This is a genomic window from Streptacidiphilus carbonis (genome assembly GCF_000787775.1).
GTDB lineage: Bacteria > Actinomycetota > Actinomycetes > Streptomycetales > Streptomycetaceae > Streptacidiphilus > Streptacidiphilus carbonis.
In genome coordinates, this window is sequence record NZ_BBPM01000003.1 from 249,488 (window position 1) to 269,558 (window position 20,071).

16 protein-coding genes are annotated in these 20,071 nt (G+C 71.8%); all 16 read right to left on the reverse strand.

The window, feature by feature from the left end; genetic code table 11:
* Positions 1–7: 7 nt before the first annotated feature.
* The 16 genes from TR46_RS03920 to TR46_RS03995 all read right to left on the reverse strand — a co-directional run bounded on the left by TR46_RS03920 (position 8) and on the right by TR46_RS03995 (position 20,001).
* The gene (locus TR46_RS03920) at positions 8–781 is read right to left on the reverse strand and encodes a type 1 glutamine amidotransferase domain-containing protein (RefSeq protein WP_201776364.1); all 774 of its coding nucleotides are present in this window, start codon (positions 779–781) and stop codon (positions 8–10) included.
* Positions 782–906: 125 nt separating this feature from the next.
* A complete protein-coding gene (locus TR46_RS03925; RefSeq protein ID WP_042393299.1) occupies positions 907–2,115 on the reverse strand; it encodes a low temperature requirement protein A in 1,209 nt (402 codons plus the stop codon).
* A 36-nt stretch (positions 2,116–2,151) separates the two neighbouring features.
* Positions 2,152–3,633, reverse strand: coding sequence for an aldehyde dehydrogenase family protein (locus tag TR46_RS03930; RefSeq protein WP_042393301.1), 1,482 nt, complete (start codon positions 3,631–3,633; stop codon positions 2,152–2,154).
* A gap of 70 nt (positions 3,634–3,703) precedes the next feature.
* Positions 3,704–5,062: an MFS transporter gene (locus TR46_RS03935; protein WP_052432527.1), complete on the reverse strand. Its 1,359-nt coding sequence runs from the start codon at positions 5,060–5,062 to the stop codon at positions 3,704–3,706.
* Positions 5,063–5,205: 143 nt separating this feature from the next.
* Positions 5,206–6,795: a GMC family oxidoreductase gene (locus TR46_RS03940; protein ID WP_042393303.1), complete on the reverse strand. Its 1,590-nt coding sequence runs from the start codon at positions 6,793–6,795 to the stop codon at positions 5,206–5,208.
* 49 nt (positions 6,796–6,844) lie between these two features.
* Positions 6,845–8,404, reverse strand: coding sequence for a GMC family oxidoreductase (locus TR46_RS03945; protein ID WP_042393304.1), 1,560 nt, complete (start codon positions 8,402–8,404; stop codon positions 6,845–6,847).
* Positions 8,329–9,591, reverse strand: coding sequence for an IS701 family transposase (locus TR46_RS03950; protein ID WP_063770519.1), 1,263 nt, complete (start codon positions 9,589–9,591; stop codon positions 8,329–8,331). Before TR46_RS03950 ends, TR46_RS03945 begins: the two co-directional genes overlap by 76 nt.
* 92 nt (positions 9,592–9,683) lie before the next feature.
* Complete coding sequence (locus TR46_RS03955) at positions 9,684–11,837, reverse strand: AGE family epimerase/isomerase (protein ID WP_042393306.1); 2,154 nt, start codon at positions 11,835–11,837, stop codon at positions 9,684–9,686.
* Positions 11,837–13,999 carry a glycogen debranching protein GlgX gene (gene glgX / locus TR46_RS03960; protein WP_084717858.1) on the reverse strand — a complete coding sequence of 721 codons (2,163 nt, stop codon included), beginning with the start codon at positions 13,997–13,999 and terminating at the stop codon, positions 11,837–11,839. The genes TR46_RS03955 and glgX overlap by 1 nt, the downstream gene beginning before the upstream one ends.
* A 91-nt stretch (positions 14,000–14,090) precedes the next feature.
* Positions 14,091–14,780, reverse strand: coding sequence for an NAD(P)H-binding protein (locus tag TR46_RS03965; RefSeq protein ID WP_042393447.1), 690 nt, complete (start codon positions 14,778–14,780; stop codon positions 14,091–14,093).
* Positions 14,781–14,815: 35 nt separating this feature from the next.
* Positions 14,816–16,162, reverse strand: a complete 1,347-nt coding sequence (locus tag TR46_RS03970; RefSeq protein ID WP_042393308.1) for a sugar phosphate nucleotidyltransferase — start codon at positions 16,160–16,162, stop codon at positions 14,816–14,818.
* 104 nt (positions 16,163–16,266) lie between these two features.
* Positions 16,267–16,983, reverse strand: a complete 717-nt coding sequence (locus TR46_RS03975) for a hypothetical protein (protein WP_042393310.1) — start codon at positions 16,981–16,983, stop codon at positions 16,267–16,269.
* Complete coding sequence (locus TR46_RS03980) at positions 16,980–17,582, reverse strand: histidine phosphatase family protein (RefSeq protein WP_042393312.1); 603 nt, start codon at positions 17,580–17,582, stop codon at positions 16,980–16,982. The genes TR46_RS03975 and TR46_RS03980 overlap by 4 nt, the downstream gene beginning before the upstream one ends.
* Before the next feature lie 48 nt (positions 17,583–17,630).
* Positions 17,631–18,578, reverse strand: a complete 948-nt coding sequence (locus TR46_RS03985; protein WP_042393314.1) for an ROK family glucokinase — start codon at positions 18,576–18,578, stop codon at positions 17,631–17,633.
* Positions 18,578–19,462, reverse strand: a complete 885-nt coding sequence (gene gnd, locus TR46_RS03990; protein WP_042393317.1) for a phosphogluconate dehydrogenase (NAD(+)-dependent, decarboxylating) — start codon at positions 19,460–19,462, stop codon at positions 18,578–18,580. The genes TR46_RS03985 and gnd overlap by 1 nt, the downstream gene beginning before the upstream one ends.
* A 53-nt stretch (positions 19,463–19,515) precedes the next feature.
* Entirely contained in the window at positions 19,516–20,001 is a 486-nt protein-coding gene (locus tag TR46_RS03995) for a ribose-5-phosphate isomerase (RefSeq protein ID WP_042393319.1), read from the reverse strand.
* Positions 20,002–20,071 lie beyond the last annotated feature (70 nt).

Consider the following 20,071-nt stretch of genomic DNA (forward strand, 5'->3'; position numbering starts at 1 on the left):
GGACTGCTCAGTGGCCCAGGGCCTCGATCAGCAGGACGGCCACCTTGCGGCCGGAGTACTGCTGCTGACCGGTGATCAGGCGGCCGTCGCGCACCGCGAAGGGCTTCCACAGGCCGCCCTGGACGTAGTTGGCGCCGCGGGCCTTCAGCGCCGGCTCCAGCCGCAGCTCGCGCGGGGTGATCTCGCGACCGTTGCGCTCGTCGGAGAACTCCTCCTCGATGTCGGCGAAGGCCGTCACGGTCTTTCCCTGCACCAGGTAGGAGCCGTCCGAGAGGGTGGCGTCCACCAGGGCGGCCACCCCGTGGCACAGCACGGCGGTGGGCTTCTCGGACTCGTAGAAGGCGCGGATCGCCTGGTGCAGGTCCTTGTTGTCGCGGAAGGTGAAGCTGGGCGACTGGCCCCCGCAGACCACGATGGCGTCGAAGTCGTCCGGGTCCAGGTCCGCCAGCCGGGGGGTGTCCTCCAGCAGCGCCATCAGCTCGGGGGTGTTCAGGAAGCCCATGCTGATCAGGTCGTCGGCGGACCAGCGGCTGGCGTCGCGGGGGTCGCTGAGCCGGTCGACCTCCACCTTGCCGCCGTCCGGGCTGGCGACCGTGACCTCGTAGCCGACCTGGGAGAACTCGAAGTAGGGATGGGTCAGTTCGGCGGCCCAGAAACCGACGCTCCATCCGGTGGTGGTGGAGACGGCCGAGTTGGCCACCACCATCAGCACGCGCGTCGGTGCGGTCCGGACCGTGTCGATCGACGAGTGGTGCACGGGGGCGGGGGGTGTGGCAGTCACCGGTGGTCCTCCTGATCGATCGGAACATGCGTCAAGTCCAGGTGTAGCCAAGGAAGTTGCCCGCACGGCCGGACGGCGGCGGCGGTCCGCGCACTGCGCGGACTGACCGCCGGTACTTCGGCAAGTCAGTCCGGTCGGTCCGGGTCGGACGGCGTGAACGAGACCACCACGGCGGCGCCGACCAGCAGGGCCATCAGCACACCGGTGGCCAGCACCGCGAAGCCGGTCAGGGCGAAGAACGGGATGACCGCGGCGGCCAGCGGGAAGACGGCGTTGCCGGCCACTCCGGTGGCGTGCGGACGGAGGTGGAGCACCCACACCATCAGCAGGAACAGCGCCACCGGGACGCAGAAGGCCAGGTTCGCCGCGATCTCGCTGAGCTGCGAGGCACCCTTGACCCGGTCCACGCCGACGCCCAGCCCGGCCCCGACCGCGGCGGCCCCGGCGTAGACGAACAGGTGCCCGTAGCCCCAGACGAAGCCGACCTTGTTGGAGCGCAGGAAGCCGTGCGCGGGCTTGGCGAAGTAGAGCCACCACATCGAGAACAGCGTCAGCAGTCCGCCCGCGGCGATGCAGTACAGGCTCAGCGGCGGGTGCGGGGCGTCCACGGCGACCTGGACCGCGGTGGTCGAGGCCAGCACCGACTCCCCCAGCACGATCAGGGTGAACAGGCCGAAGCGCTCGGCGATGTGCTGGGGGTGCCAGGGGCTGACCCCGGCCCGGCGCGCCCAGAGCGGCACCGCGAGCTCGGCGGCGGCCATCAGCGGCCACAGCGCCAGCCTGCAGCCGGGCGGCGACGCCAGCAGCAGCACCGCCCAGCCGCCCCAGCAGCAGCTCACTCCGGCCGCGTAGCGCAGCGCGGTGCGCCGGCCGCTGGGGTAGCTGTGCGCGGCCCGCAGCCACTGGGCCACCAGTCCGCAGCGCATGATCGCGTAACCGGCCACCACGGTGCTGAAGTCGTGCAGGGTGAAGGCCCGCGGCACACCGGCGGCCAGCACCAGCACCCCGGCGATCTGCACCAGGGTGCTGAGCCGGTAGAGCGCGTCGTCGGTGTCGTAGGTGGAGGCGAACCAGGTGAAGTTCACCCAGGCCCACCAGATCGAGAAGAAGACCGTGGCGTAGCCGATCAGTCCCTGCCCGACGTGGCCCGCGCCCAGGCTGTGCCGCAGCTGGCTGCCGGCCTGGGACACGGCCACCGCGAAGCACAGGTCGAACAGCAGCTCCAGCGGGGTGGAGACGCGGTGCTCCTGGGCCGGGTTGCGGGCCACCATCGGGCGGAGCCAGTGGTGCGTGCCGCGGGTGCGGACCGGCCGGGGACGGGTCAGGATGCTCATCAGAGCCTCTTAGTCGTGCTCGTCGGTCACACCGGGTCAGTCGCGCTGGTCGATCCAGACGGACTTGGTCTGGGTGTAGCTCTCCATCGTCTCCGGGCCCAGCTCGCGCCCGTAGCCGGAGGACTTGTAGCCGCCCATCGGCATCGAGGAGTCGAACTGGGTGTACGTGTTGACCCAGCAGGTTCCGGCCTTCAGCGCCCGGGCCATCCGGTGGGCGCGCTTGACGTCCCGGGTGTGCACACCCGACGCCAGGCCGTAGGGGGTGCCGTTGGCCAGCGCCACGGCCTCCTCCTCGGTGTCGAACGGAATGACCGTCAGCACCGGCCCGAAGATCTCCTCCTGGGCGATCCGCATGGTGTTGTCCGCGCCGGTGAAGACCGTGGGCCGGTAGTAGAGGCCCTTGGGCTGCTGCTCCGAGTGGTACGCGCTGCCGCCGGCCGCCAGCTCGGCGCCGTCGGCCAGGCCGACCTCGACGTACTCGGCGACCTTGCGGAACTGGCCCTCGTGGCCCAGGGGTCCGAAGTAGGTACCGGGGTCCAGCGGGTCGCCCGGGACGACCCCTGCGGCGCGCTCCGCGATCCGTCCGGCCACCTCGTCGTAGACCGGGCGCTGCACCAGCAGCCGCGAGCCCGCCACGCAGACCTGGCCGGAGTTGAAGAAGCCGGCCCAGAAGGCGTCCTCGACGGCCTGGTCCAGGTAGGCGTCGGCGAAGACGATGTTGGCGGACTTGCCGCCGAGCTCCAGGGTGACCTTCTTCAGGGTGTCCGCCGCGGAGCGCACGATCGACTGGCCGATCGCGGTGGAGCCGGTGAAGGTCACCTTGTCCACCTTCGGGTGCGCCACCAGGGCCCGGCCGAGTTCCGTGCCGGGGCCGGTGACCACGTTCAGCACGCCCTCGGGCAGTCCGGCCTCGGCCAGCAGCGCGGCGATCTTCAGCGCCGACAGCGGGGTGGTCTCGGCCGGCTTGTGCACCACGGTGTTGCCCGCGGCCAGCGCCGGGGCCAGCTTGCTGCAGGACAGCAGCAGCGGGAAGTTGAACGGGGTGATCGCGCCGACCACGCCCACCGGCTCGCGCAGGGTGTAGCTGAAGGTGGGGGTGGCGGTGGGACGGGTGGCTCCGCCCAGCTCGCTGGTGGCCAGTCCGCCGAAGTAGCGGTACATCTGGGCGGCGATCGGCACGTCGTGGCCGACCGAGAAGGAGATCGGCTTGCCCATGTCGACGGTCTCCAGGTAGCCGATCTCCTGGGCGTCGCGTTCGATCAGCTCGGCCGCGCGGATCAGCACCTTGGCGCGGTCGTGCACGGACATCCGCGGCCAGGGTCCCTCGTCGAAGGCCCGGCGGGCGGCTTCCACCGCCGCGTCGAGGTCCTGGACGGAGGCCGCGGCCACGTCGGTGGTCCGGGAGCCGTCGGCCGGGTTGACGGTGGCCTGGGTGCGGCCGTCCCGGGCGTCGGTCCAGGAGCCGGCGATGAACAGCCGCCCCGGTCCGACCACGGGCGGTGCGGGGGTCTCGGTCATGGTCTGGCTCTCCTAACGGGAACGCCGGCGGCCGGGCGCGGGGAGGTGCGCCCGGCCGCCGGCTGAGGGGTCAGTGGGCGCCGACGGGCACCGGGGCCACCGTGCTCCCCGCCGCGTCGTGGGTGGCCAGGCAGCAGGGTCCGGGGGTGTGCTGGACCACTGGCTGGTGGGCGCCGACGCGTCCGCTGCGGTGGTGCCGCGAGACGAACGGCAGGCTGCCGAGGGCGATCACGACCAGGACCGCGACCACCGCGGTGAACACGTTGGTGGTGGTGTGCAGGCCGGCGTGCGGCACCGCGATGCCCGCCGCGATGGCGGGCAGGCACATGGCCAGGTAGGCCACCACGTACACGCCGGCCAGCAGTTCGCCGCGGTGCACCGGGTCGGCCAGCGCCGCCATCGAGCGGAAGGCGCCCATGAAGGCCGAGCCCCAGCCGAGGCCGAGGATCGCGGTGCCGGTGAAGAAGAGCGCGGCCGAGCCCTGGGAAAGCGACAGGGTGTCCACCCCGAGGCCGACCAGCAGCAGCACCCCGCCGAGCACGATCGGGCGCAGCCCGGTCAGCCGGCCGAAGAGCAGCTGGGCCACGGTGCCGCCGCCGGCCAGCGCGGTGACCACCAGGCCGCCGAGCACATGGCTGTTGCTGTGCAGCATCTGCGCCACCAGGGACGGCCCCAGCGAGAGGAACAGTCCGCCGATGGCCCAGACCGCGACGATGGTCAGCGCGACCAGCGCGAAGGGACGGCGGGCGGCCTTGGGGATGGAGATCCGCCGGGGCACGATCCGGAACCCGTGGCCGGCGCTGGGCGCCGTCTCGGGCAGGAACAGCAGCGCCACGCCGAGGCAGGCGAAGACCAGCAGCAGGATGATGTACGAGAGCTTGGTGGGCGAGGGCGCGTACTGCACCAGCAGGCCCGAGCCGAGTGCGCCCAGGGCCATGCCGAAGGTGGGCGCCACGGTGTTGATCAGCATGCCGCGGGCCGGGGCGCTCCTCGGCGACAGCTCGATCAGCGCCGCGCCCAGGGTGCCGGTGGCGATGCCGACGCCGACGCCCTGCACCGCGCGGGCGACCAGCAGCCACCACACATTGCCGGCCACGGCGAACAGCACCATGGCGACGACCATCAGCAGCAGCGAGAACACCAGCACCGGACGGCGGCCGACGGTGTCGGACAGGGAGCCGAACAGCAGCATGCTCGCCAGCACGAACAGGGCGTAGACCCCGAACACCACGGTGATCATCGCTGCCGAGAAGTGCCAGCGCTGCTGGTAGATCACATACATGGGTGACGGGACCGTCGAGGAGATCAGCAGGAGCACCGACACCAGGCCGACGAGCCAGAAGGCGCCGCCGCGCGGCAGGCCCCTGCTCCGGCCGGTGTCCGCGGGCGCGGCGGGCGCCTGGACCCCGGGACTGTTTGTGGAAACCACGATGACTTCTCCTTCGTGCTTTTGAGGCGGTCTGTCCAGCCAACCGGGCGGGGGCGGTCGGGCGCCGCCCTTCCGGCGGCGGGACGCCGGATACGTCGGGTACGGACTGGTACTACGTCAGGTCCGGGCGGCTGAACACCAGTTCAGACCGACCGCAGGTCCTCCTTGATGAACTGCGCGACGCGCTCGCCGATCATCACCACGCTGGTGTGCGGGTTGGCGGAGACCAGCGAGGGCATGACCGAGGCGTCGGCCACCCGCAGCCCCTCGACCCCGTGCACCTTCAGCCGCGGGTCCACCACGGCGTGGCTGTCGGCCCCCATCCGGCAGGAGCCGGCGAAGTGGTAGTAGGAACCGGTGTTGGCCAGCACCCAGTCGCGCACCTCGGCGCGGGTGGTGGCCTGCGGGCCCGGGGCCACCTCGGTGATGCCCCAGTCGTCGGTGAACGCCCTGGTCCGGTAGACCTCCCGGGCGATCTCCACCATGGTGGTGGTGCGCTCCAGGTCGACCGGCTCGCCGTAGTAGTTGGCGCTGATCCGCGGGTGCAGGGTCGGGTCGGAACCGGCCAGCCGCACCTCGCCGCGGGACTGCGGCCGGACCAGGCCGGGCAGGCTCAGCACCACATGCGGGTCCACCAGTTCCTGCACCGGCGCGACCGGCTGCCCGGTCTGCACCCGGCGGATCACGTTGGCGAAGAACCTGTCGCCGAACGGCGCCCGGTGGACCAGGCAGATCTCCAGGTCCGGGACGGCCAGCAGGGGCTCGGAGTTGCAGAACAGCGCGACCTCGGTGACCTGGCCCAGCGGGTCGGGCCCGGGCTTGTCCAGATAGCCGATCGGCCCGATCACCAGCGGGTGGTCCTGGAAGTTGCGGCCCACCCCGGGCAGGCTGCCGCGCACCGCGATACCCGCCTCGGCCAGCCACTCCGGGTCGCCCAGGCCGGAGAGCATCAGCAGCTTCGGCGACTGGATCGCCCCGGCGCTGACCACCACCTCGGCGGAGGCGTGCACGGTCTCGGTGCGGCCGTCGCGCAGGTACTCCACCCCGGTGCAGCGGTCGCCGCTGAACAGCAGCCGCGCGGCCAGCGCCCCGGTGCGGGTGGTCAGATTGGGCCGGTCCAGGGCGGGCTGCAGGTAGCCGGTGTAGGCGCCGTTGCGGGCCCCGTCCCTGATGTCGACATGGTGCCAGCCGGCCCCGAGGTCCTGGGCGTTGAAGTCGGCCACGGTCGGATACCCCAGCTCGGCGCAGGCCTTGAGGAAGGTCTCCGAGACAGGGCTGCCGGTGTCCTTGGCGTTGACCACCTGGATCGGTCCGGCGTGGCCCGCCCGGGGGTTGGTGCCGTCCTGCTGGTTCTCCAGCCGCTGCAGATACGGCAGCACCTCCCGGGCGGACCAGCCGGCCGCGCCCTGGTAGGCCCACGCGTCGTAGTCGGCGTCCCGGCCCCGGGTGTGGATCATGTGGTAGATGTTCGAGGTGCCGCCCAGGCCGCGGCCGGCGGCCGAGTAGACCCGGGTGCCGCCGAGGCCGGGCTGGGGCTCGCTCATGTAGGCCCAGTCCAGGTCGGTGAGCAGCACCTCGTTCCAGCGGTGCGGGCTGGTCACCGCGTCGGTGACCTCCGCCGTGCCGGCTTCCAGCAGCAGCACGGTGGCGTCGGACAGTTCGCTCAGTCTGGAGGCGATCACGGAGCCTGCGGCTCCCGCGCCGACGATGACGAAGTCGAAGCTCTCGGGCATGGTTCGGTTCCTCACTCGGCAGTGGTAGGACCGGAGTTCGGTGCAGGCCCTATGCGGGCCGGGTGGCGGGGGCGACCAGGTCGGCCGCCTTCTCGCCGATCATGATCGCGGCGGCGTTGGTGTTGCCCCGGGTGATGGTCGGCATGATCGAGGCGTCCACGACCCGGAGGCCGTCCACACCGCGCACCCGCAGCGCCGGGTCGACCACGCAGTCCTCGTGGACGCCCATCCGGCAGGTGCCGACCGGGTGCCAGACGGTGGACGCGTAGGCGCGGACGTAGGCCTCCAGCTCGCTGCGGCGCGCCTCCGCCCCGGGAGCCAGCTCGCGACCGGCGAACGGGGCGAAGGCCGGGCGGCCGGCCAGTTCGCGGGCCAGTTCCAGGCCCCGGACCAGGACCTCCAGGTCGGCCGGGTGCTCCAGGTAGTGCGGGTCGACCACCGGGAGGTCCTCCGGACGGTCCGAGGCCAGCGTCACCGAGCCCCGGCTGCGCGGCTGGACCACGATCGGGGCGAAGGTGAATCCGGGCCCGTCGGTCTTGAAGGTGTCGTCGACGAACTGGACCGGGCCGAAGAAGAACTGCAGGTCCGGGTCGTCGGCTCCGGAGTCCCGCCCGGTGGCGGTCACCAGGCCCGCCTCGGAGAGCAGTTGCGGGAAGGGCAGGTCCACCAGGCTCTCGAAGGCGATGCCGACCAGCAGGTGGTCCTGCAGGTTGCGGCCCACCCCGGGCAGGTCGACCAGGGTCCGGATGCCGTGCCCGCGCAGCTGCTCGGCCGGGCCGATCCCGGACAGCATCAGCAGCTTGGGGGTGGCCAGCGCGCCCGCGGCCAGCACCACCTCGCTGCCGGCCAGCGCCTGCCGGACCACGCCCTGGTGCAGATAGCGCACCCCGACCGCCCTGCCGTCCCGCAGCAGCACCTGCTGGACCGACGCGTCGGTGCGCACCGTCAGCCGCGGGTCGGCCAGCACCGGGCCGAGGTACGCCACCGAGGTGCTGCAGCGCTGGTCGTCCTTGGTCCGGGTGGACTGGTAGTAGAAGGCGGTGTCCTCCTGCCGCTCGGCGTTGTAGTCGCCCTCGCCGGCGGCCAGACCCGTCTCCAGCGCCGCGGCGACGAACGCCCGGGCCACCGGCGAGGGGTCCTCGTAGCCGACCACGCTGAGCGGACCGGCCGTGCCCCGGTACCCGTCGCCGTCGGCGCCCGCGTCCGCGAACGCCTCGGCCCGGGTGAAGTACGGCAGCACGTCGCGGTAGCCCCAACCCGTGTTGCCCCGGGCCTGCCAGCCGTCGAAGTCCCTGCGGTTGCCGCGGACGTACATCATCGCGTTGACCGAGCTTCCGCCGCCCAGCAGCCGGCCCTGGGGCAGTGGTATCCGCCGTCCTTCCAGCCCGGGTTGAGGTGTCGTCAGATACGGCCACACGTACTCGGGCCGGTCCCACATGGAGGCCGTCGACGGGATGTCGGTGCGGTGCACCACGGCCCGGTCGTCCGGGCCGCCGGCCTCCAGCAGCAGCACCCTGGCCCCGGTCCGCTCGATCAGGCGCCGGGCGAGGACGCAGCCGGCGCTTCCTGCGCCGACGATGACGTAGTCGTGCTCTTCCTGCCGGTCCATCGGTTTCCTCCCTGGTCGGACTGGAGCTGTTGCAGGGCGTGGAAGCCCCGCGCCGCGGAGACGAGGGTGACGTGGTGGTGCCAGCCGGGGAACGAGCGGCCCTCGAAGTCGCCCAGACCGTAGTCCTGGTGCAGCCGGTCGCAGCCGTGGGCGGAGTGGTGCCGCAGTTCGGCCAGCGCGATGGTCTCGGATAGCCGCTGCGCGGACAGGTCGGTCACCCAGTAGCGGCGCGGCCTGGCGTGCCCGAAGGGCCACTCCAGCACCAGGTGCCGGGGGCGGGCGGGCTGCCTGGGGTGGGCCGCCGCGCACCGGCCCAGCTGGGCCACCAGGAACTGCGAGCGGGACGAGCGGGCGCCGTGGTGGTGCCGCCAGTTCAGCACCGCCCGGTCCAGGTGCCGGCCCAGGCCGTCGGCGACCGAGGCCACCGGGCTGGCCCCGGCCGGCGGTGCGGCCCGCAGCGCCGCCGGACGCACCGGCAGCATGGTCTGCGGGCCCACCTCGACCAGGTAGTGCAGGTCCCGGTCCTCCAGGCCGGCCAGCAGCTGCCGCGCGTCCGGCTCGAAGCGCCAGTCGGCCAGCACCGGCGCGGAGGGCACGTCCCAGCCGCCGAGCATCTCGTCCAGCGAATCCAGCGCATAGCGCCAGCGCGGCCGGCTCTGCTCGTGCGGGGGGACGTGGGCGCCGTCGCGCAGCTCCTCGTCGCTGTCCCAGGAGCGGGGCATCAGCAGCCGCCAGTTGACCGGCAGGCTGCCCTCGGCGTGCACCAGCGAGGTGGCCAGCGCCAGCTGACAGTTCATCACCCGCCCCTGGGTGGGCGCGAACTGACGGGCGACGCCGACCGAGCGGTTTCCGTTCTTGGGGAACACCACCTCGTCCAGGGCCCAGGCCCGGGGCGGGGCGACCGCGCACATCTGCTCGGTGAGCCGCTGCCGCAGGGTGTGGGCCGGCCAGGTGCTCTGGTTGACGAACTGTTGGATGGGCTGGGGGGTGCGGCGCCCCAGGACCTGCTCGGAGATGGCGCCCGGGGTCTTCCGGCCGGGGGTGCTGAGCAGCCCGCGCAGATAGACCTCGCCCCACCGTCGCTGGTCCGAGCGCGCGAAGATGGTGAACAGTTCGTCGCAGTACGCGGAGATCTCGTCCTGGCGTTCTGCGGCGCGCGACTCGCGGAGGTACGTAATCGTCGACACGTTGCCCCTTCGGAGAGGTCGGGCGGACACGGTTGGGTGCGGTCCCGGGTGCCCGGCGCGCGTCGGCGCCGGGCACCCGGGAACCGGCGGGGTCAGGCCGGGTCGTCGCAGTGGTGGTCGTTGTCCAGCACGAAGGCGTCGGTCGCCATCAGCGCCTTGGTCACCTCGGGCAGCGAGCAGCCCGCGATCACGAAGTCCGTCTCCAGCCCGATCTTGGCGCGCTGGAACAGCAGTTCGTTGATGGCCGGGCGGCAGATCTGGCTGACCTTGCAGAGGTGGAACTCCACCCGTCGCGGCTTGGCCTCCAGCGCCTCGGCCAGCCCGCGGCGGAACTTCTCCAGCTCGTCGCGGTCGATCACGCCCTCGCAGTAGACGTGCGCCGTGTCGCCGTCGCTCTCGCTGGACATCCGCAGCCGGATCGAGGCCGGCTCGACCTCCACCCGCACCTTCAGCGGGACGTCGCTCTCGGGCAGCTGGACCGTCAGCTCCTTGGCGTCGAAGTGGTGGTAGGGCTCGTCGCCGATCCACACCCGGGCGATCTCGATGCTGCCGGGCGGCAGCAGGTCGGGACTGACCCGCAGCGTTCGGTCGGCGTCCGGACGCGGCCGGAAGTGCAGCGTCATCGGAGCGCCGGTGATCAGCAGCCCGGTGTAGGTGGCGGCCAGGTAGCACAGCTCCAGCGCGTGGTAGCCGGCCATCGAGTGGCTGCCCTTCAGCCGCTCGGTGCCCACCAGGTACGGGGTGCCGTTGGCCAGCACGTTGAAGTACACGCCGCCGTCGTCGTAGTCCAGGAAGAAGGCGTTGTAGAACGCCGCCGCCTCCCGGGCCAGCCGGCGGTGCTCCGGGTCACCGGTGGTGCCCGCGAGGATCAGGTAGGCCAGGATCGACTGCTCCTGCTGCCACCAGGCCTTGCGGTCGTGCCAGACCAGCCGGTGCGCGCCGCTGTCCGGGTCGGCGCGCCGCTCGACCACGTCGTACCAGCCGCCGCGCTGCTGGTCGCTGCCGACCGCGGGCATGATCTCGGCGATCCGCTCGGCCAGCACCGAGTACTGCTCCCGGTCGACCAGGGAGCGGATCCGGGTGAGGTTCCAGGCGATCTTCAGGTTGTGGCCGACCACGGCCCGGTCCTGCTGCCAGCCCCAGGTCCGGTCCGGGCTCCAGTCCTCGTGGAAGCGCTCCTGCACGAACGGGCTGTTGGGCTCGTCCGGGAAGCGCTCCGCGATGGTGTCCGCGGTCTCCGCCAGCAGGGACGCGAAGTCCTCGCGGCCGGTGGCCAGATAGGCGTTGATCAGGTAGGCCGGCGCGTGGTCGCCCACCGAGTTCCAGTTCTTCCGGGCCCGGTTGCGGCCCAGCGAGTCGGACCGGGGGTCCATGGTGATGGGGTCCAGGTGCGAGAAGAACCCGCCGCGCTCCCGGTCCCGGAAGTGCCGGTCGAACAGGGTGACGGTGCGGTCGATGTCGGAGAGGATCCGCGGGTCGCCGGTGATCCGGAAGGTCTGGGTCGGCCCGGCCAGCGCGTAGATCTGCTCGTACATCGGCACCGCGTCGTAGTCGTCGCCGAACTCGGAGGCGAAGACCTTGCGCTGCCCGGAGGGCGTGATGTCGATGCCGTGGTACCAGTAGACGAAGCCGCCGTCGTCGTCGGCGACCCGCATGTGCTCGCGCAGGTAGCCGGTGCCGCTCTCGGCGGCCTCCAGGAACCGCTCCTCACCGGTCAGCATGAAGGCGGTGGCCAGACCGTAGACCAGCCGGGAGATGGTGTCCGTCTCCTGGCGGATGTCCTGGCCGTTGTCCGGCACGTGGGTGCCGTGCAGGGTCAGCTTGGTACGGAAGTTGCGCCAGTCGTAGACCCCGTCGGGGAAGTGGCCGCGCAGGTAGAAGTCGGCTATCTGGCAGGCCTGGTGCACCCACCAGCCGGGGTGCTCGAACACGTAGGCGCCGCGCGCCTGCTCGGGGAAGGTGATCATCCGCGCCTCGACGCGCTCGCCGCCGTCCCACTGGTAGAAGAGGCCGTACACGAAGACGAACCGGCCCTCGGCGAGCATGTCGCGGGTGGCCGCGGTGGTGTCCTGGTACGGCTCGCCGAGGTTGCGCACGATCTGGGAGTTGACGTTCTCGTCCAGGTGGATGGTGACGGTGCGTCCGTTGGAGGTGCGCAGGCCGAACCGGTCCAGCGTGGGCTCGTAGGTGGTCACGTAGCCGGCGATGCTGTCCGAGAAGGTGCGGGTGTCCGTGGGAGTGCTCATCAGGCGGTGCCTCCGTCGTCAGGCAGCGACGTCAGGACGACGACGCTGCGGCCTTGGGCGTGGTAGATCCCGCGGTGGGAGATCCGCGCTTCGGCCCCGGCGGGCAGGACGTCCTCGGGCGACTCCAGTGCGGTGTCGACCTTGCGCGCCCAGTGGCGGCCGGGGATCTGCGGGATCTCGAAGTCCAGACCCAGGTGGTACATGTTGAGGATCACGTGCAGGTCCGGGTCGCCGTCGAAGCCCGCGAGGGTGAAGGCGAGCACCCTGGCGTGGGTGTCCTCCCAACCGGGCTGCTCCAGCTTGGTGCCGTGCCAGACCACGTCCGGCAGGCCCCGGTGATTGCGGCGGCCGGAGAAGAAGGCCGGCTCGCGCACGGCGCGGTAGTGGCGGCGCAGGGCGATCATGCCGCTGCAGAAGCGCCGCAGGTCCGACTCCTTCTCCGCCTGGTCCCAGTCCAGCCAGGAGATCTCGTTGTCCTGGCAGTAGCCGTTGTTGTTGCCGCCCTGGCTGTTGCGGAACTCGTCGCCGGCCAGGATCATCGGCGTGCCCCGGCTGAGCAGCAGGACGGCCAGCAGGTTCTTGCTCTGCCGCAGCCGCAGCGCCTCGATCTCCGGGGAGTCGCTGGGGCCCTCCTCGCCGCAGTTCCAGCTGTAGTTCTCGTAGGAGCCGTCGGCGTCAGACTCGCCGTTGCCGTAGTTGTGCTTGCGGTCGTAGCTGACCAGGTCGTTGAGGGTGAAGCCGTCGTGGCAGGTGATGAAGTTGATGCTGTTGGTGGGCAGTTCCTCCTGCGGCGCGAACAGGTCCGCCGAGCCGCCGATCCGGCTGGCGACCGCGCCGACCAGCCCCTCGTCGCCGCGCACGAACCGGCGGACGTCGTCGCGGAACGGGCCGTTCCACTGGGCCCAGCGCTTCCCCGGGAAGTGGCCCACCTGGTACAGGCCGCCGCCGTCCCAGGGCTCGGCGATGATCTTCGACTCGGACAGCACCGAGGACAGCTCGATCGCCCACAGCACCGGCGGCGAGTCCATCTCGTACCCCTCGGCGCCCCGGGAGAGCTCGGAGGCCAGGTCGAAGCGGAAGCCGTCGACGTGGTGCTCCTTCACCCAGTACTCCAGGCACTCCACGATGAACTTCGTGGTCACCGGGTGGTTGGCGTTGATCGCGTTGCCGCAGCCGGTGAAGTCCATGTAGTGCCGCCGGTCCTGGGACCAGAGGTGGTAGTACGCCTCGTTGGCCTGGCCGCGGAAGCTGATCATCGGGCCGTTCTCGTTGCCCTCCGAGGTGTGGTTGAAGACCACGTCGAGGATGACCTCGATGCCGGCCCGGTGCAGCGCCTTGACCATGTCCCGGAACTCGGTGATGTGGGTGGCCAGGTGCGGGCTGGTGCAGTAGCCGGTGTGCGGGGCGAAGAAGCCGAAGGGGTCGTAGCCCCAGTAGTTGTGCAGCGGCCGGCCGTCGGGGCCGGTGCGCAGCACCTGGCGCTCGTCGAAGTCGAAGACCGGGAGCAGCTCGACCGCGGTGACGCCCAGCGACTGCAGGTAGGGGATCTTCTCCACCAGCGCGGAGAAGGTGCCGGGATGGGTGGTGCCCGAGGTGGGCGAGGCCGTCAGGCCGCGTACGTGCGCCTCGTAGATGACGGTCTCGGCCAGCGGGGTGTGCAGCGGACGGTCGCCCTGCCAGTCGTAGGACTCCAGGTCGACCACCATGCTGCGCATGGAGTGGGCGACGTTGTCCTCGGGGCCCACCGCCCGGATCCGCTCCCAGCGGGAGTTGATGTTGGCCCGGGCGTAGGGGTCGAGCAGCACCTTGCGGTGGTTGAAGCGGGTCCCCAGCTCCCGGGTGTGTCCGGGGCCGTCCATCCGGTAGGCGTAGACCTGGCCGACCGTCAGGCCCGCGACATGGCAGTGCCAGAAGTGGTAGCTGCGGTGGTCCTTGGAGTGCAGCGTGATCACCCGGCTGGGCTCGGGGTCCTCGCAGTGGTCGAAGAGCAGCAGGTCCACCCGGGTGGCGTGCTCGGAGTAGACCGAGAAGTTGACCCCGCCGGCGTCCGGGGTCGCCCCCAGCGGCTGCGGACGGCCCGACGTGACGCCGTACGGCTGCAGCGGCTGGTCCTCGGGGGGCGGCAGCAGCTCGACTTGACTTGATGTCCGACTAGTTGTCATTTTCAAAGTCATTTCTCTGGGCGCGACTCGGCTCCCGGAAGCGCCGTGAACGGCGTCCGGCGGGGCCGCGGGGAGGGACAGGGGGACTGGGTCAGGCCACGGGTACCTGGTCCCACTCGAGCGCCGCGAACAGCTCCTCCCACTGGGAGGGGGCCACCCCGGTCTCGTTGAACATCTCGAAGGTCACGCCGCTGGCGGAGGGGCAGTACAGCGCCTGCACACAGGCCTCGGCGACGTCCTGGCGGGACACCTGGCCGTTGCCCCGGTCACCCTGCTCCAGCCGCACCCGCAGGCCGGCCGCGCCGTCGGTGAGCCAGCCCGGACGGATCACGGTGTAGGGCAGCCCCGACTCGCGCAGCGCCTCCTCCCCCGCCAGCCGCCACTCCAGCACCCGCCCGTAGGCGTTCAGCGGATGGCCCCAGTGGGTGGCGTGGTGCTGGCTGATCAGCACCACGTGCGGGCGCTGACCGGCCGCGCGGGCGGCGTCGAGGACATTGCACAGGCCCTGGTAGACGGTGCTCTGCGGGGCGTCGGGGCCGCTGTCGGCGGTGCCGGGGTCCACGCAGTAGACCACGGCCGAGCAGCGGGCGAGCGGTTCGGCCAGGTCGGCGGGGTCGCGCACGTCGCCCAGGGTGAACCCGGCCTCGGACGGCAGGTGGCGTCTGGCCTGCTGCAGCGCGTGGTCCACCACCCGGACGGCGGCGCCCCGTTCCAGGAGCCTCTGCACGACGAGCCGGCCGACCCGGCCCGCACCGCCGACCACAACGACGGGGTTGTCCATGAGCGCCTCCTGGTTGCTGTTGTCCCGGCAGTCGTTCAGACCCACCGCAGGATGTCGTCGGAGCTGGTGATGTGGGTCCCGGCGGGGAGGTTGGAGAGGGCCGGGACCCTGAGCCGGGGGTAGATGCGCACCCCCGACAGCTGCGTGCCGGGCCACAGGTGCGCCCCGTCGCCGACCGCGGAGAAGTCCCGCAGCCGTACCGGCCTGCGCCGTTCGGACCGGATCTCGACCATGGGCCCGAGGTAGGAGTCGGTGATCTCGGCGTACGGGCCGATCACCGACGACTCGCCGCAGTGTGCGCGGCACAGCCGGCTGCCCTCGCGGACCTCCGCCCCGTCGCCGATGTCGGTGTAGTCCATCCGCACCCCGGGGCCGATCTCCACATGGCGCCCGATCCTGACGCCCGGTCCGATCACCACGCTGCCGCTGCTGATCTTCTCGGCCAGGGTGGTGCCGACGATCTCGTCCCTGGTCTCCAGGCTGGTCCGGTCGATCCAGTAGCGCGGCTCCTCGTTGTGCGGACGGGTCATCAGCCGGTCCATCTGCGGATACCCGCCGCCCAGCACGTCCTTCAGGGTGCCCAGGTAGTCCTCGACATTGCCCAGGTCGCCCAGCCGGGCGATGTGGTGGGCGGCCACCGGCAGCCCGTGGTCCACCAGCCAGGGCAGCAACTCCCGGCCCCAGTCCAGCCGCTGGTGGGCATGGCGCATCAGCTCCGGGTCGCGGGCCGCGGCCCGCAGCCGCCGGCTGTCCACCAGGTACATCCCGGCGTTGGTCGGCAGCAGCGCCCGGCTCTCGGCCGCGCCGCCGTGCGGGAACAGCCGCCGCAGCCGCTGCAGACTGGGCTTCTCGACGAAACCGCTGACCAGCCCGGACGGCTCGGCCTGGATGACGCCGTACTTCCCGGCGACCTCCTGCGCCGACCGCGCCACCGCGGCGACGGTGACCAGGGCCCCGTTCTCGCGGTGGGTGCACTCCAGTTCGGACAGCGAGAACTCGAAGATCGAGTCCACCGGCAGCACCAGCGCCTGGTCGTCCAGGTCCCACTGCTCCAGGTTGTGCAGGGTGGCCGCACCCGATCCCACGTTGTAGCGGTCGAAGCGGGCCCGGGAGTACTGGATCTCCACTCCGTAGCGCTCGCCGTGGCCCAGCAGCAGTTTGATCTGACTGCGGTTCTCCAGGCCCTGGGCGACCACGTAGAAACGGCGGATGCCCTGCTCCCGGCAGGAGTCGATCACCCACTCCACCAGCCTGCGGCCTGCGAACGGGATGAGGGCCTTGCTGCGGATGTAGTCGGCGGATTCCAACGTGATCGGTTTCGCCCGCTCTCCGCGCCCTCCGGCGAGGATGATGCCGACAGTCCGGCCTCCTGCCCCAGCCATCCCAGCTCCTCTACTCATTGGCATAGCTAACAGCAGTACAACAGAGCTTGTCATAAGCAGTCAAGTGCTGTGTAAAGTCCGTACTACCAGAGCGTCCAGTGGGTTCAGCGGGGTGGAACGGGATCGTGCCGGCGGCAGTCGACGATCCACTCGCGGCCCTCCCGGTCGATCCGGACGTCCAGGTCGACCTCGTGCCCCAGCACCTCGCGGGCCCGCCGGGCCAGCGCCTCCAGCCGGGGCACCCCGGCCGGCGGGGCCGGCCTGGCCGACGGCCTGGCCCACATCAGCACCCGGTCCGAACCGGGCACCCCCGGCACCGCCCCCACCGTCATCGCCAGCACCGACCACTCGTGCGGCGGCGGGCTCAGGAACAGCAGCGCCCAGGCCCGCAGGGCGGACCTGGGATTGTGCAGATGGTCCTCGGTCACCGCGTCCACCAGGTCCTGCAGCATCGCCTCCCAGCCGGCCCCGCCGCACGCGGTGGGCCCCAGCGGGCAGTGCGGCGTGTCCGGATCGGCGTCGGAGATCTGCACCACCGCGGGACGGGTGCTGCGCGACGTCCACGACCAGGCGGTCCACAGGGCCTGCCGGCCCTGCTCGCTGTCGCCCCCGCTGAACCGGGCCACCGCGTCCGTCGTGACCACCACGCCGGGCGGCACCGGCAGCCCGTACGCACGCAGCACGGCCAGCCGGGCCGCGGGATACCCGGCGAGCGCGGCGTCGCGGGCCGCAGGGCTGTCCAGGCGCAGCACCAGCGGCGTCCCGGTCCGGTCCGCGAGCAGCACGCCGGTGCCCATCGCCTCGTCGCTCAGACCGGTCATGGCACGCTGTTCCAGCCGGTCAGCACGGGCCGGTCGTGCTCGGTGCCCAGCGAACTGACGCTGGCCGTGGCCAGCTGGAAGAGCGCGCCCCGGCAGGGCGGCAGATCCAGCCGACGGGCCGTCAGCACCCGCAGCACATGGGCATGCGCCACCAGCACGACGTCGCCCGGGTCGGGCGAGCAGCGGCCGCGCAGGATCCGGTCGGCCCGGTCGAGCACATGCTGGACCCGGCAGGCCACCTGCTCGGCGCTCTCCCCGCGACCGTCCTCGGTGACCGGGACCCCGTCGTTCCACAGGTTCCAGGCCGGCCGGCTGCGGTGGATCTCGTCCGTGGTGACGCCCTCGTAGGCGCCGTAGTCCCACTCCCGCAGATCGGGCTCCACCCGCAACGACGGCAGTCCGGCCAGCTCGGCCGTGCGCAGGGCCCGGTTCAGCGGGCTGGCCAGCACCAGGGCGATCCGGCGGCAGGCCAGCAGCGGCGCCAGAGCACGCGCCTGCTGCTCCCCGTGCGCGGTCAACGGGATGTCGGTACGGCCGGTGTGGCGGCCGGTCCGGCTCCACTCGGTCTCGCCGTGCCGGATCAGCACCAGCTCACCCATGGCGTCCTCCCCGGCCGAAGCGCCGCCGCGGGCCGCACGGGTACCCGCTCATGGCCGCCGCGCCAGGTCCGCCGCACCCACCAGCCCGGCGTCCGGCCCCAGTCCGGCCAGCACCACCTCGGCGAACGGACGCTCACCGGCACCCGACGGCGCCAGCCGGTAGGCCGCCTCGGTCGGTTTCAGCAGCAGGTCCCCCGCCCCGCTGACACCGCCGCCGAGCACGAACACCCCCGGGTCCAGCACCGCCGCCAGGTCCGCCAGGGCCTGCCCGAGCCACTGCCCGGTACGGATGAAGGCCTCCGCCGCGACCGGGTCGCCGCGCAGGGCGGCCTCCTGGATGTGCGGACCCTGGACGCCCTCCGGTGTGCCGTCCCCCAGCGACAGCAGGATCCGCGCGCGGTGCGGGGTCTCCGCCGCCGCCGCGCGGGTCCGCCGGGTGTGCGCGGTGCCGCTGGCGTACTGCTCCATGCAGCCGGTCCGGCCGCAGTGGCAGGGGAGGCCCTTGGGGACGGCCCGGTAGTGGCCGATCTCGCCGCCGATGCCGAACCGGCCGCGCCAGAGCCGGTCATGGGCGACGATCCCGCCGCCCAGCCCGGTCCCGACGGTGACCATCACCATCACCGTGTGGTCCGCCGCCGCGCCGTGGACGTACTCGCCCCAGGCGGCGGCGTTGGCGTCGTTCTCGATGACCACCGGTAAGCCGCTGTGCCGCTCCACCATCTCCTTGAGGGGCTCGTCGTGCCAGTCCAGGTTGGGCGACGAGCGCACCACAGAACGGCTCTCGTCCACATATCCGGCGGCCCCGACCCCTATCGCGGCCGCGCCGTCCCAGCCCTCGCGGGCCCGGTCGACGGCGTCCGTGATCGCCCGGGCGATACCGGCCTCGTCCTTCGGGGTGGGGATGCGCACCCGGGACAGGACGGTGCCGCCGCCGTCGACCACACCGGCAAGGATCTTGGTCCCGCCGATGTCGACGCCGATGGTCAGATCACTCATCAGGTCCCCTCCCGGGTCTCGACCGCGTGGCCGCCGAACTGGTTGCGCAGCGCGGCGATCAGCTTCATCTGCGGCGAGTCGTCCTGCCGCGACGAGAAGCGGGCGAACAGGCTGGCGGTGATCGCGGGCATCGGCACCGCATGGTCGATCGCCGCCTCCACGGTCCAGCGGCCCTCACCGGAATCGGCGGCGTAGCCCTTGAGCCTGTCGAGGTGCTCGTCGTCGTCCAGGGCGTTGACGGCCAGGTCCAGCAGCCAGGACCGGATGACCGTGCCCTCCTGCCAGCTGCGGAAGACCTCGCGGACGTCGGTGACCGAGTCGACCTTCTCCAGCAGCTCCCAGCCCTCGGCGTAGGCCTGCATCATGGCGTACTCGATGCCGTTGTGGACCATCTTGGCGAAGTGGCCCGCACCGACCTTGCCCGCGTGCACGGAACCGAAGCTGCCCTCGGGCTTCAGCGCGTCGAAGATCGGCTGAACCCGGGCGATGTGCTCGTCCTTGCCGCCGTACATCAGCGCGTAGCCGTTCTGCAGGCCCCAGACGCCGCCCGAGACGCCGCAGTCGACGAAGCCGATGCCGGCCGCCGCGAGTTCGTCGGCGTGCCTCTCGTCGTCGGTCCACCGGGAGTTGCCGCCGTCCACGACCACGTCGCCGGGCTCCAGCAGTTCGCCCAGCGCGTCCACGGTGTCCTGGGTCGGGCCGCCGGCCGGGACCATCACCCAGACCACGCGCGGCGCGGAGAGCGAGGCGACCAGCTCCTTGAGGCCGGCGACGTCGGCGAGTTCGGGGTCGCGGTCGTAGCCGACCACGGTGTGACCGGCGCGGCGGATGCGCTCCCGCATGTTGCCGCCCATTTTGCCGAGACCGATGAGTCCGAGTTCCATGGTGACTTGCTCCTGACGGATAGGTGGGAAAGGGTGCGGGTCGGTCGGACCACTCAGATCGCGACGGGCGCGTCCGCGGTGACCGGGACCTCGCCGCTGCGTTCGAAGGCGCGGATCATGGCGATGCGGTGGATGTGCCGGCACTCCTCGCTGAAGGGCGTGCTCACGAACACCGTCGCCAGCTCGGCCGCGAAGTCGAGCGTGTGCATCCTGGCGCCCAGGCTGAGGATGTTGGCGTCGTTGTGCTCCCGGCCCAGCCTGGCCGTCTCCACGTTCCAGGCCAGCGCTGCCCGGATGCCCGGGACCTTGTTGGCGGCGATGGCCTCGCCGTTGCCGGAGCCGCCGATGACGATGCCGAGGCTGCCCGGGCGGGCCGCCACCGCGATCGCGGTCTGCAGGATGAACGGCGGGTAGTCGTCGTCGGGCCGGTACTGGAACGCGCCGTGATCGAGGGTGCTGTGTCCGAGGCCGCGCAGGTGCCCGATCAGATGGGCCTTCAGTTCAAGGCCGGCGTGGTCGGATCCGATGTGGACGAGCATGGGAGAGGCCTTCCGGTAGTCGAGTAGGCGTCACTGACGGAGCCTCAGCGTCCGCGCTGGGTGCGGTAGT